The organism is Idiomarina sp. (assembly GCF_019431395.1).
Taxonomy (GTDB): domain Bacteria; phylum Pseudomonadota; class Gammaproteobacteria; order Enterobacterales; family Alteromonadaceae; genus Idiomarina.
In genome coordinates this window covers 996,864-1,009,187 of sequence record NZ_CP080268.1, presented here as the reverse complement: position 1 = coordinate 1,009,187, position 12,324 = coordinate 996,864, and the positions used below count along the sequence as shown (strand labels likewise).

The window sequence follows — 12,324 nt, the reverse complement described above, 5'->3', positions numbered from 1 at the left end:
GGTTAGTCCCAGTCAGGAGAGAAGTCGGGATCGATCAGGCGGTCACGTTGATCGAGCGCTTCGATATCAGCCATGTTTTCGTCGGTTAAACGCAGTTTCTGTGCCGCCAAGTTACTGCGCAAGTGAGAAACCTTGGTGGTCGACGGTATCGCTACAAATCCTTTATGCAACTCCCAAGCAAGCGCAATCTGTGCTGCACTGGCATCATGCTCAACCGCGATGCGCTGCAAGGTACTGTTATCCATTACTGCGCCTTTGGCCAGGGGCAAATAGGCGGTTACCTTTACCCCCAGCTTTTCGCAGGCTTCAGTGACCTTGCGGTTTTGCATAAACGGATGCACTTCGATTTGGTTGGTCATGATATTTTCGGCGCCAACGTGATCGACCGCGCGTTGCAGCAAATCAACAGTAAAGTTTGATACACCAAAATGTTTAATCAGGCCGCGGTCACGCGCCTCTGTCAATGCATCCAGAGTTTCTTCCAGCGGCACCTCGTCATTAGGAGAAGGCCAGTGAATAAGCGCTAAATCAATACAATCACGTTGTAACTTGTCAGAACTGATTTTCAAACTGTCCAGCACCTGCTGATATTTTAAACTTTCGTACCAGACTTTGGTGGTCACAAACACGTTGTCAGATTGCGTCTGGCTGAGTGCTTTACCAACATCTGCCTCGTTATCATAGAACTGCGCGGTATCGATCTGCGGATATCCCATCTCGATGGCTTCGCTGACCAGGTCGGTTAATGATGGGCCACTTAAACGAAAGGTTCCCATACCAAAATTCGGGATCATAACAACTCCTTATTTTCTTTCCCTGTCATAAGGGTAATACCCAATAGATCGAAAAAAAGTCCAATCCGTCATTGGGTTGCTCGATGTCAGCATTCGAATAATGCGTGTATTGTATCGATACCCGGGCATCAGATTTGGCACTGTACTGCCACGACAACCCAATACGATCTTCGAATTGAAACCGTGTCGATAGACGACGATTGCCGATGTGTGTTTGATCAATATAGCTACCGCCAATGCCGGCTTCAAGAAAAAGCGGCTGCGATGAGTCGGTTAGTTGCCAACTGACGATAGGGGAAAAAGTTACTGCAAAGATATTATCAGCGGTATCGTTACTGTTTTGCCACTGATTTAGCGCGCCTTCAAATGCCAACGTTGGAGAGCCGGCCCAATCCAGCCAGTCGTATTGTTTAGCTTCGGTACGATAACCAACTCGCGCACCGCGCATTTGGTCGGCCGAATAGGCTGCGCCAATATGTATTTCGCTGCTCAAAGCGGGCTGACTAGTGGTTAGCAATGGTAGCAGCGATACCAAGCTTGCGGTCAACAATAAACGTTTCATCAAGTACTCCAAAATCTTCAAAAAACGAATTATCATACATGCACGAATGTATGTAAATGAGGGTTTTTCGATTAACGCATTCTAAAAGTTAGGTTGATCCGTACATTTCCGGTGAGTGGATGGCGCCCGTCAGCGAGCTTTTTAATGCCATGATAGCGCAATCGATCCTCCCGACCCCAAACCAATACATCACTGTGTTGCAGAGGAATTTTTTGAGGGCTGCCGCCACGTTTTAAACCGCCCCATAAAAAGGTTACGGGTAAGCCAAACGAAAATGAAACGATAGGTTGTCCGAAGTCACTTTCGTCTTTGTCTTGATGGAGACCCATGGCGGCGCCGGGTTTGTATACATTAATTAAGCACACATCCGGCCTAAAGTCGGTAAAACCACAGTGTTTAGCTGCACTGATCGCACGCTGTCTTAAGTCATTGGGCATTGCCGGCCATGGTTTTTCTGTGACCGGATCGACTTGAGCATAGCGGTAACCCCGGGGGTCAGCTACCCAGCCATAATCGCCGCAGTTACTGCTTAGTACTGACATCGACTTGCCACTGGGAGTGGTGAAGTGCCGTAACGGCGATATCCGCACGCAATCTCGCACGCGGTCAATCAATCGTGGAGCATCGGCGGCTAACCATGCCGGCAGGTGGAACCCGGCCTCACTAAACTGAAAAGGTTCACGAGCATCATCAACAGTTTGTGAAAATAAATCATGCTGCATAACAATAACTACGCTAAAGACTTATTTGCTGATCAATTGCAGCCATTGCGTAAAGGCAACCAACGCAACCGACTGTTGACGGCGTTTACGATAAAACACGGATAACTGAGGTTTTAGCGGTTGTGCGAACTCGTTAAATACCTGTAGCGCCGGAAACTGCGGAGATTGCGTATAGCGCTTGTCGATGAGGGTGACGCGCGGCTGTGATTGCAGCAATTCCAGTGCCATCAAGGTGTCATCACAGTGCACTAAGTGGGTTTGTTTGAGCTCTGTTGTGTGCTCTTTTAAAAAACGTTGGTGGCTAACGTTATCTTTGTTAATTAACCAGGGTAGTTGCCATAGTCGCGCGGGCTCGGCCTCGGCAGAAACGGGAACCAGCTCGATTTCACCCAATGTTTGTGAGCTGATATTTTTGTCACGCAACGTCGCTGCTGCAATAACTAAATCGACACTGTCGTGGCTAAGGCGCGCTGCTAATTGCGCTGTTTGTTCTGCATCAGGCACGTCGCTACAGGTAACAAAATTAAGTTGCACGTGCGGGTAGAGTGACTGAAAGTCGTCCAACTGCTGATTTAGCCAAAACCGTAAGCGTGCAGTGGCAATAGCGACAGTCAGGGTGGTCGTGTTATTCTCACTCAAATGTTTGGCTCGCTCGAGAGTTTGGTCGAGCTGCTTAAAAATTGATTCCAGTTGCGGAGCAAGCTCTAATCCGGCCGGTGTCAGCGCATGGACGCGATTATCGCGATGGAATAGCGTCATTTCCAGCTGTTTTTCCAATGCCTGAATTTGTCGAGTCACGGCGGCTTGGGTTACCCCCAGTTGCTGAGCTGCTTGTTTAAAGCTTTGGCAACGCGCTGCAACATCGAACACGCGCAGTGCATTAAGCGAGGGAGCGGCTTTTCTGGACATGATTTTCTCTTTATTAAAAACTAATCAGTATTAACTTAAAGTAAACCAACTTATACGGAGTCGCAAGCCTTGTCATACTGGACAGAGTTTTTAACCATTGCCTTGGTGCATTTGCTGGCCGTCGCAAGCCCGGGTCCTGATTTTGCCGTGGTGTCGCGTTACGCGCTGAGTTTTGGGCGCAAAGCTGGCTATTGGGTCGCGGCGGGTATCGCCACCGGCATCATTATTCATGTGGCTTACTCGTTGGTTGGGGTTGCAGTTATCATTCATCAGAATGACTGGGTTTATTTAACACTGCTGGCAATTGGGGCGCTGTATCTTGGCTATATTGGTTTGGGTGCGATAACCGCAAAGCCACGTGCACAAGTTGGCGATGATATTGATGCGGTTAAACTACCGCGCAAACGCAAGGCATTCTGGGTTGGTTTTTTAACCAATGGACTTAATGTTAAAGCAACGCTGTTCTTCTTAACCTTGTTTACCACGGTTATTAGTCCAACCACACCGTTTAGCATTAAACTTGGCTATGGCGTGTATTTAACGTTGGCTACGGGGGCTTGGTTTGTGTTTTTGACCTGGTTACTGACGCAACCTAAAGTATTCAAAAAGCTCTGGCCGTACAGCCACTGGATTGATCGTTTGATGGGAGCGATTTTAATCGCTTTATCACTGAGTTTGTTATGGGAGTGGCTGCAGTTAGTGCTATAATGCGCCGCAATAAAAGACCGTAGGTAGCTGTTGTAATGCAATTATTTGTTAACGATTTAACTGTTATTGATTGTTCCTATTTGTGCCCTGAGCGCGGTATTGTCGGCGAGAGTTGGATCGTCGATATCGTGCTGGATGGCGCCTTAAATGAGCAGTCGATGGTGCTGGATTTTGGCCGGGTTAAAAAGCAAATCAAACGTATTATCGATGATTCTGTCGACCACAAGTTGGTGGTGCCGGCAGAGCACGCCTATACCAGCGTTACCTACAACGACGACGAGAGCTCGCAGTGGGTTGATTTTATGCGACCTAACGGCAAATCAATCCATTTATATTGCCCGGCTGACGCCTTTGCTTATATTGATGCCGAGCAAGTTAATGAGTTAACCGTTACGGATTACCTGCGCGCCGTGATCAAACGCGAATTACCCGGTAATGTCGAAGGGCTAAAACTGATGCTGCGCCTCGAATCGATTGATGGTTTTTACTACCATTACACCCACGGTTTAAAAAAACACGACGGTAATTGCCAGCGTATTGCACACGGGCACCGCTCTAAGATCCAGATTTTTCTTGATAACATTCGCCAGCCGGTGCTGGAAAAACAGTGGTCTGATCGCTGGGCTGATATTTATCTGGGCTCAACTGATGATCAGGCCGACCTTAAATCGTTATTGCGTTCGGGCAACGCTAAACAGGCGGCAACGGCGGCGACACATATCGGCTACAGCTATACGGCAGATCAAGGTTTATTTGAATTATGTGTACCCAAAGCTGAGAACTACTTAATCGATACAGACTCTACGGTCGAGTGTATCGCGCAATATTTAGCTGATACCATCAAAACATCGGTAGCGGAACAAGCTGTGCAGGTTCGTGCCTACGAGGGCGTTGGAAAGGGAGCAATTGCCTATGCTTAAGTTTATAAAAACAGCACTGGTTGCAGGTTTATTGCTGGCCACCACCCATGCGATTGGTGAAACCACTACTGACGTACCGCTACAGTTAAAAGGTAAGCTGACTCAGGGGGCTTTATTGCTGGGTAAAACCGCACCAACGGCCAAGGTTGAGCTAAACGGCGATGCAGTGACAGTAACACCTGAAGGCCATTTTGTTATTGGTTTTGCCCGCAAAGCTGATCTGGAACAACAGCTCAGTGTGACAGTAAAAGGCGCGACTCGCACCCAGACGTTGCAGCTTAGCGAACGCGAGTACAATATTGAACGTGTTGATGGGGTTCCCCAGCGTACGGTCACGCCGGATCCGGAACAAGTTAAACGAACTAAGCGCGAAGCGGCAAAGGTGTGGAAAGCCCGCCAGACAAAGTCGCAGCGCAATGATTTTTTAACCCCGCTGGTTAAGCCGGCAGAAGGGCGTATTAGTGGTTATTATGGCTCGCAGCGTATTTTAAATGGTGAGCCACGCAACCCGCATTACGGCGAAGATATTGCGGCGCCAACGGGTACTCCGGTTAAAGCACCCTGGTCGGGTGTTGTTACCCTGGCCGAGCCGGATTTATTTTACTCTGGTGGTACCATCATCATTGATCACGGCTATCGGGTTAATACCACCTATTTACACTTGAACTCGGTCGATGTCAGTGTTGGCGACACCATAGAACAAGGCGATGTTATCGGCACTATCGGTGCTACCGGCCGTGCCACAGGTCCACATCTTGACTGGCGCGTAAACTGGGGCAACGAGCGGCTGGATCCCAGTCTGTTGCCCGCACTTTACCAGCAGCCATTAGCGCTGGATTAATTCCACTCAAGCCAGCCATTTAAGTGTTCTGGGTGTTGAACGCTTAAGTGGTAGCTGGTTTTCTTCGGCTCATCAAAGGTTAGCGTCAGCGTTAACAACTCATCTCGTCTGAACGCATGCACGGTAACACTATCCCCCGGCTTAAAGCGATTAAGCAGCGATGTAACGTTATTTTCACTGACTTGCAGATGGTCAATCGCAATAATTCTGTCGCCGGCCGCTAGTCCGGCACGGTACGCTGCTTCATCGTGATACACCGCGAGCAACTCCGCGCCGGTGGCTGCGCCTTTAAAACGTGCGCCAAGCTGTACGGAGGCCCCTTTATCAACCGCTTTACCATTGCTGCTGTTATCGTCTGCCGGCACCTGGCGCCGCACGCTGATACCAAAGTTTTGCAGTAGTGTATCCAGCGGTAATGACTCTTTGTCGTATAACGCATTATGCAGCATGTCGGTAACGTCAATACCATCATACTGTTTTAGAAATTCAATAACCGTATCATCAGCCGTGCCCATGCCTGTTTTGCCAAAAGCATGCCATAAATCTTTCATGACGTGCGCCAGGGTTAACTGATGATCACTTTGCAGCCGCAAGGTAAGGTCAAGGCTTAGCGCGATCAATGCCCCTTTGGCGTAATAACTGACAATACTGTTAGGCGCGTTTTCGTTCTGCTGATAAAACTTGGTCCATGCCAGATAACTCGATTCAGTCACTGATTGCTGGTATTGCCCGACGCCTCGCTCAACTCTGGCAATGGTATCGCCCAGTACTTTTAAATAACGTTCGCTATCGATGACACCACTGGCATGAGTTATATAGTCATCAAAATAAGATGTCATGCCTTCGTAGAACCAAAGCTGCTCGGTGTAAGACTCTTTATCCAGCTGATAAGGTAAAAAGGCCTGTGGTTTTAATGTCTTAACATTCCAACTGTGGAAGTACTCGTGGCTACACAGGCTTAAAAAGGTTTGGTAATCATCATTCATGCCGTTCTGCGTTGCGCTGATTAAGCTCTTACGACTGCACAACAGGGCGGTTGAATTACGGTGTTCGAGGCCGCCAAAACCGTCGCCGACGACCATTGTTAAAAAGGTATATTGTTTGAACGGAGCCTCGCCGAACAATTGTATTTGGTGCTCGCAGATACGTGCCAGATCAGAGGTAATTCTGGACAGATCAGCGTAATGACGGCCACTCAGTACCAGCGCGTGTTTAATGCCATGGGCAATAAATTCTTCGATGGTTAAGTCGCCCATTAAAAACGGATAATCGATAAGTTCGTCGTAATTTTCCGCTTCAAAACTACCAAACCCATGCTCAGCGCCCGAGGTTCGCGGCATACCGGTAGCAAGCTTCCATTGTGGTTGTTGATCTGGGGCACTAACGGTCAGTGATATTGGCTGATGCTCCTGCCCGGCGACTGCCAGACACAGACTGGTGTTATTAAAAAATCCTTGTTGCTGGTCAAGGTACGCTGAGCGCACTGATAAATCCCAGGCGTAAACTTGATAATGAACGGTAACGGGCTCGTCATTTGTTTTTGTATCGAGTTGCCACTCGTGTTTACTAATTTGGTCGGCCTTGACGGGCGTTTTACCGCGTTCGGCATATAAACCGATTATATGTTTGCTAAAGTCGCGTATGAGGTAACTTCCGGGTATCCAGTTAGGTAACCATAAGCGTTGTTGCTGGTCGGGGGCTTTGATCGTGAGTGATACTTCAAATAAATGACCGTTTAAATCTAACGGGCGGACATGGTAATGGATCAAAGTTTACTCCTTTTCTTGACACATGCTGACATCTGGCGATCATAATAGCATACGTAGAAAGCCCGATAAGAGGACTTCATGACGGGAAAAATACAGCAATTAACCGTGGGGCAACGGGTCGAAATTCAGATTTCAGGCTTGAATGTTCCGGCCCGGTTTCAAACCGATTTTGTCGGCGTTATCAAGGGCCGCTGGTTTATTGTCGCGATGCCTGATGCCAAGCGCTATGGCGAGTTGAGGGAACACTTGCATGAAGGCGTGCCGCTCATTGTAAGGTTTGTATTGGAAAATGATAACGGCGAAATCTGCGCCTTCAGAACCGACATAGACTTTGTCGTAAACCACCCGACTAAAATGTTGTTTTTGGATTGGCCGGGGCAGGTCGAGAGTCGTGTCATCAGGCAAGGGCGTCGGTTTGATGCATTTTTGCCAGCCGAAATTAACCGTTTGACTGAGGATAATGGTAGCGACCTTACCGATAACGGTGTCATTTTGGATGTTTCTGAAACGGGTTGCCGGTTAAAGCATAAATACAGTACTGATGAAGACGGCGAGCCGCAAAAACCTGATTGGGAAAGCGGCCAGCGTGTGCAACTCACTGTCCAGCAAAAAGGCAATGGCGAAATAAAACTTGGCTGTATAGTGCGGCAAATAAAGTGCAAAGAAGGCGAGTGCGAGCTGGGCATGCAGTTTAACGGCAACCAGAAAGACGCAATTAACGCGCTGTTTTCCGGAAGTTTAGTGGATATTAATGCACTGGCCCGCTCGGGCGAATAGCGGGTTAGTAAATCAGAGGTATTATGGCAGTTATCGATCGGTTTTTGGCTGGCTCGTTGTTTGAACACCGTAACCGGTCGTTTTGGGTGCTGCAAATCGGCGGCTGGGCAGGTTATGCGCTAGTCAATTATATCGGCTCGTTAATGCACGAGATGCGCGATATCTATACCATCGTCTTGTTGCTGGGTGCTTACGCCGGCTTTTTACTGACGATTCCACTGCGCTATCTTTATCAACGTATCTGGGAGCTGCATCCTATCTGGCTGATGTTGGTGGTTATCAGCACGTCCTATGTCTGTGCCTCCGTGTGGGCAGTGATTGACAATGCGACTTACTGGGAAATCTATAAATTTGGCTTTCGGCCTGACAGCAGTTTTTTCTACTTTAAAAATAATCTGGCTAAGTTTTATATTATTTTAAGCTGGAGCGGTCTGTATTTTGGTATTAAGTATTACCAAATGCTGCAGAGTGAGCGCCAAAAGGCGTTATTGGCATCATCGCGTGCGCATCAGGCGCAACTTAAAATGTTGCGTTATCAGCTTAATCCGCATTTTTTATTCAATAGCTTAAATGCCATTTCGACATTGATCATGGTTAAAGAAAACGATGTTGCGAATAAGATGGTCAACCGCTTAAGCCACTTTTTGCGCTTTTCATTGGATAACGACCCCATAAAGAAAATCACACTACAAAAAGAAGTGGATGCACTGATGTTGTACCTGGATATCGAGAAGGTCCGGTTTGACGAGCGGCTTGATATACAGGTTGAGTTATCTGATGAGGCAAAGGTCGCGCTGGTACCAAGTTTATTGTTACAGCCGTTAATTGAAAATGCGATAAAGTATGCCATTGCCAAAGTCGAAACCGTGGGCGTATTGCAATTGCAAGCCTGGCAACACCAAAACGAACTCCTTATTCGGCTATGTGATAATGGCCCGGAAGCGCCGGAGCATCCCGAATTATTATTAAAAAATTCAGGTGTCGGTCTGCAGAATACACGCGACCGTTTACATGCACTTTATGGTAAACGGTTTAACCTGACCATGAAGCGCAATCAGCCGCAGGGCCTTTGTGTCGAAATTAAACTGCCTTACGAAACCTTGGAGAATCCATGAAGCCGCCACTAAAAGCGTTTATTGTTGACGATGAATCGTTGGCACGTAAAGGGCTTGCTCTGCGCTTAGAGCCGTTTGAGCAAGTGCAGCTAATTGGTGAGTCGGGTAATAGTCGCGACGCACTTGAACAAATTGTTGAGCTATCGCCGGATGTCGTTTTTGTTGATATTCAAATGCCCGGTCTCAATGGCTTTGAATTGTTACGTGAATTACAACAAAGAGTCGATAATCTGCCCGCGGTGGTTTTTGTTACTGCCTTTGACCACTACGCTATTCGCGCATTTGAGGTTCGTGCACTGGACTATTTGCTGAAGCCCGTAGATGAGGAACGGTTGGCGGAGACGCTGGAACGGGTGCAACAAGAGCTAGCGCCTAACAGCTACCAAAAAACACAGCAAAAGCTGGTTAATTTAGTTTCTGAGGTGACCGGGCAACAGGGCGACGCGATTCTTGAGCAACTTGCCCGTGGGGCGGATATTTCGGAGTTGAATCGATATCCGGAACATATCGCTATTAAGGATAGCGGCGAAATTACCCGGGTACCGGTGAACACTATTGAGTGGGTTGATGCAGCCGGCGACTATATGTGCATTCATGCTGCCGGAGAGACCTTTATTCTGCGTCGCACCATGAAAGAATTAGAGCAGGAGCTCAATCCAAATCGTTTTCAGCGTGTGCATCGCTCGGCCATCGTCAATATTGATCAGGTCGAAAAACTCTGTACCCGGCACAATGGTGAATATCACCTGGTATTAAAAAATGGTCAAAATCTAAAAGTCAGCCGTAGTTATAAGGACCGTATAAAACAACTGATATTGAGCTAGATGAAACGACTGCTGATTACCTGCATTACCATAACACTGGTGCTAACCGGCTGTACTGCCCAGCTGGGCTATCGGTTTGCTGACACTTTTATTGAGTGGCAACTGGACGATTATGTTGAGTTAAACGATGCCCAGCAACAGCAGGTTAGCACCCTTATTGACGAGCTTCACGTCTGGCATGCGCAAAATGAGCTGCCGAAATATCGCGAGGAACTGGCTCAATTACGTACCAAAATAGCCGAAAACACCTTAGTTTATGACGATATTGATCGGGTTGAAAATAAGCTATGGGGTTTTTGGTCGACTGTTCAGCAGCGAGTGGCTGAGCATGCCGATTTGCTGCAGCAGCTGTCGGCGAGCCAGCGTAAAGCGTTAATCGGCGCTATGCAGAGCAAGCTGGAAGAACAGCGCGATGAAGAGCAGGAAGAAGCACAGAGTGAATTGTTAGAACAGATTGATCGCGTCAGCCGTCGCGAGGAGCGCATTAAAGATTGGACCGGCAGTATTACTGAACAGCAGCAAACGATTGTCCGGCAATGGGTGCGTGAACGTCCCACGGGCGGTTACTGGCTGGATTATCGAGCGCGGTGGAATGATGAGTTTGCTGATGCGCTGTTGTCTGAACCCATGGATATGGACGCGATTAATGCATTGATCGTAGAGCCACGACAACTGCGTTCGCAAGCACATAAAGACTACACTGAAGTGCGCACGGCGGTGCGGCACAAGTATTTGTGGAAACTGCATCAATCATTAACGGATCAACAGCGGCAACGGTTACTTGAAAAGGCCGACGAGTACTTGGCGTTACTCGACGACCTGATTGCGGATTTTGCTGATAAGTAAGTTAACAGGGAGTGCGTTAGCGAACTTCGATGATCTTGCAGGTGTTGCTGGAACCAACGGTTTCCATTACGTCGCCGTGTGTCAGGATGACTAAATCACCTTTATTGACATGGCCCAGCGATTTGATCAGTTCAACAGCATCCAAAATAGGTTGTTTGCTGCTGGTCGAATCGAAGTTGACCGGGTAAACGCCGCGATACAGCGCACATTTATTGCGGCTATCCGGGTGACGGGATAGCGAAAACACCGGTAAGTGCGAGGTAATACGTGACATCAATTTAGCCGTAAAGCCTGACTCAGTCAGTGCGATAATGGCTTTAACGCCGGTTAAGTGGGTTGCGGCATACATAGCTGACATCGCCGCAGCTTCTGAAATACTGCTAAAACTCTCTTCTAAATCATCGTGGCGCAACTGTGCACTTGGATGCTCTTCGGCGCCCAGACAGATTTCCGCCATGGCTTTGACCGTTTCCACCGGGAATTTACCGGCAGCCGTTTCGGCAGACAACATGACAGCGTCAGTACCGTCGAGTACGGCATTTGCAACGTCCATAACTTCTGCCCGAGTCGGCATCGGGTTTTCGATCATCGACTCCATCATTTGCGTTGCGGTGATGACTACTTTATTTAACTGGCGAGCGCGCGAAATGATTTGTTTTTGCTTACCAACCAATTGCGCATCACCAATTTCGACACCTAAGTCACCGCGAGCGACCATTACAGCATCAGATGCCCGAATGACGTCATCCAACGCATGCTCACTGGCAACAGCCTCGGCTCGTTCGATTTTGGCACAGATAACGCCCTTACCGCCGGCCTGGCGCAGTAATTGACGAGCCTCGTTAAGGTCTTCACCACAACGCGGGAACGATACCGCGAGATAATCAACACCGATCTCGGCTGCGGTTTTAATATCGCTATAATCTTTTTCTGTCAGCGCCTTTGCCGACAGGCCGCCACCCAGACGATTGATACCTTTATTATTGGATAAAGTACCGGCTACGGTAACCTTGGTATGCACAGCACTACCGTCGATATAGTCCACTTTAAGACGGATGCGACCATCGTCCAGCAATAAAATATCACCGCTGCTAACATCCTGCGGTAGTTCTTTGTAATCAAGACCAACGATGTTGTTGTCACCACCCTTGGGATCAAATTCTGCATCCAGGGTAAACTCCTGTCCCAGTTTTAATTCGACTTTGTCGTTTTTAAACCGTGCGATGCGAATTTTTGGACCCTGCAAGTCGCCGAGTATCGCAACGTGAGCATTTAACTTCTTGGCAATTTTGCGCACATTAGCGGCGCGTTGCTTTTGCTCATCGGCGCTACCATGAGAAAAATTCAGTCGTACAACATTGGCACCAGCCAAAATGAGTTGTTCTAGAACGTCGGATTGATCGGTCGCGGGACCTAGTGTCGTAACAATTTTTGTGCGGCGTAGCATGCGAACTCCAGCAAGCAATTAGGTGAAAGTGTTTTATTGTTGTATAAAAAGTCTAGCATAGCGGTGATGTCAGAAGTAAGTCTAAAGGAG

13 protein-coding genes are annotated in these 12,324 nt (G+C 48.1%); 7 read left to right on the top strand and 6 right to left on the bottom strand.

Features of this window, described 5'->3' with window-relative positions:
* Positions 1-2: 2 nt before the first annotated feature.
* The 4 genes from dkgB to KZ771_RS04950 form a co-directional block, all read right to left on the bottom strand.
* Positions 3-794: a 2,5-didehydrogluconate reductase DkgB gene (dkgB, locus tag KZ771_RS04965; protein ID WP_290654558.1), complete on the bottom strand. Its 792-nt coding sequence runs from the start codon at positions 792-794 to the stop codon at positions 3-5.
* Between the two features lie 25 nt (positions 795-819).
* Entirely contained in the window at positions 820-1,356 is a 537-nt protein-coding gene (locus KZ771_RS04960) for an acyloxyacyl hydrolase (RefSeq protein WP_290654557.1), read from the bottom strand.
* Positions 1,357-1,427: 71 nt separating this feature from the next.
* Complete coding sequence (gene alkB / locus KZ771_RS04955) at positions 1,428-2,078, bottom strand: DNA oxidative demethylase AlkB (RefSeq protein ID WP_290654556.1); 651 nt, start codon at positions 2,076-2,078, stop codon at positions 1,428-1,430.
* Between the two features lie 21 nt (positions 2,079-2,099).
* Positions 2,100-2,987, bottom strand: a complete 888-nt coding sequence (locus KZ771_RS04950; RefSeq protein WP_290654555.1) for a LysR family transcriptional regulator — start codon at positions 2,985-2,987, stop codon at positions 2,100-2,102.
* A 69-nt stretch (positions 2,988-3,056) separates the two neighbouring features.
* On the opposite strand from KZ771_RS04950, the gene KZ771_RS04945 reads away from it, so the two are divergent.
* Genes KZ771_RS04945 through KZ771_RS04935 form a run of 3 tightly spaced genes read left to right on the top strand, consistent with a single transcriptional unit; the run spans position 3,057 to position 5,456 of the window.
* On the top strand, positions 3,057-3,695 hold the full coding sequence (locus KZ771_RS04945) for a LysE family translocator (protein ID WP_290569879.1): 639 nt from the start codon (positions 3,057-3,059) through the stop codon (positions 3,693-3,695).
* A gap of 35 nt (positions 3,696-3,730) precedes the next feature.
* Entirely contained in the window at positions 3,731-4,615 is an 885-nt protein-coding gene (locus tag KZ771_RS04940; protein ID WP_290654554.1) for a 6-carboxytetrahydropterin synthase, read from the top strand.
* A complete protein-coding gene (locus KZ771_RS04935; RefSeq protein ID WP_290654553.1) occupies positions 4,608-5,456 on the top strand; it encodes a M23 family metallopeptidase in 849 nt (282 codons plus the stop codon). Before KZ771_RS04940 ends, KZ771_RS04935 begins: the two co-directional genes overlap by 8 nt.
* On the opposite strand, the gene KZ771_RS04930 is transcribed toward KZ771_RS04935, so the two are convergent.
* Positions 5,453-7,225 carry a PDZ domain-containing protein gene (locus KZ771_RS04930; RefSeq protein ID WP_290654552.1) on the bottom strand — a complete coding sequence of 591 codons (1,773 nt, stop codon included), beginning with the start codon at positions 7,223-7,225 and terminating at the stop codon, positions 5,453-5,455. The genes KZ771_RS04935 and KZ771_RS04930 overlap by 4 nt on opposite strands.
* 78 nt (positions 7,226-7,303) lie before the next feature.
* On the opposite strand from KZ771_RS04930, the gene KZ771_RS04925 reads away from it, so the two are divergent.
* Genes KZ771_RS04925 through KZ771_RS04910 form a run of 4 tightly spaced genes read left to right on the top strand, consistent with a single transcriptional unit; the run spans position 7,304 to position 10,787 of the window.
* On the top strand, positions 7,304-8,002 hold the full coding sequence (locus tag KZ771_RS04925) for a flagellar brake protein (protein ID WP_290654551.1): 699 nt from the start codon (positions 7,304-7,306) through the stop codon (positions 8,000-8,002).
* Positions 8,003-8,025: 23 nt separating this feature from the next.
* Positions 8,026-9,117: a histidine kinase gene (locus KZ771_RS04920; RefSeq protein WP_133538336.1), complete on the top strand. Its 1,092-nt coding sequence runs from the start codon at positions 8,026-8,028 to the stop codon at positions 9,115-9,117.
* Entirely contained in the window at positions 9,114-9,941 is an 828-nt protein-coding gene (locus KZ771_RS04915) for a LytTR family DNA-binding domain-containing protein (RefSeq protein ID WP_290572431.1), read from the top strand. The genes KZ771_RS04920 and KZ771_RS04915 overlap by 4 nt, the downstream gene beginning before the upstream one ends.
* Positions 9,942-10,787, top strand: coding sequence for a DUF6279 family lipoprotein (locus KZ771_RS04910; protein WP_290654550.1), 846 nt, complete (start codon positions 9,942-9,944; stop codon positions 10,785-10,787).
* Positions 10,788-10,803: 16 nt separating this feature from the next.
* Here the strand turns inward: KZ771_RS04910 and pyk are convergent, their stop codons facing one another.
* Positions 10,804-12,234 carry a pyruvate kinase gene (pyk, locus tag KZ771_RS04905; RefSeq protein WP_133538339.1) on the bottom strand — a complete coding sequence of 477 codons (1,431 nt, stop codon included), beginning with the start codon at positions 12,232-12,234 and terminating at the stop codon, positions 10,804-10,806.
* Positions 12,235-12,324 lie beyond the last annotated feature (90 nt).

Bases quoted from the DNA above. Each gene is read 5' to 3' on its own strand.
- dkgB (WP_290654558.1), bottom strand. From the start codon at position 794: ATGATCCCGAATTTTGGTATGGGAACCTTTCGTTTAAGTGGCCCATCA.
- KZ771_RS04960 (WP_290654557.1), bottom strand. From the start codon at position 1,356: ATGAAACGTTTATTGTTGACCGCAAGCTTGGTATCGCTGCTACCATTG.
- alkB (WP_290654556.1), bottom strand. From the start codon at position 2,078: ATGCAGCATGATTTATTTTCACAAACTGTTGATGATGCTCGTGAACCT.
- KZ771_RS04950 (WP_290654555.1), bottom strand. From the start codon at position 2,987: ATGTCCAGAAAAGCCGCTCCCTCGCTTAATGCACTGCGCGTGTTCGAT.
- KZ771_RS04940 (WP_290654554.1), top strand. From the start codon at position 3,731: ATGCAATTATTTGTTAACGATTTAACTGTTATTGATTGTTCCTATTTG.
- KZ771_RS04935 (WP_290654553.1), top strand. From the start codon at position 4,608: ATGCTTAAGTTTATAAAAACAGCACTGGTTGCAGGTTTATTGCTGGCC.
- KZ771_RS04925 (WP_290654551.1), top strand. From the start codon at position 7,304: ATGACGGGAAAAATACAGCAATTAACCGTGGGGCAACGGGTCGAAATT.
- KZ771_RS04920 (WP_133538336.1), top strand. From the start codon at position 8,026: ATGGCAGTTATCGATCGGTTTTTGGCTGGCTCGTTGTTTGAACACCGT.
- KZ771_RS04915 (WP_290572431.1), top strand. From the start codon at position 9,114: ATGAAGCCGCCACTAAAAGCGTTTATTGTTGACGATGAATCGTTGGCA.
- KZ771_RS04910 (WP_290654550.1), top strand. From the start codon at position 9,942: ATGAAACGACTGCTGATTACCTGCATTACCATAACACTGGTGCTAACC.
- pyk (WP_133538339.1), bottom strand. From the start codon at position 12,234: ATGCTACGCCGCACAAAAATTGTTACGACACTAGGTCCCGCGACCGAT.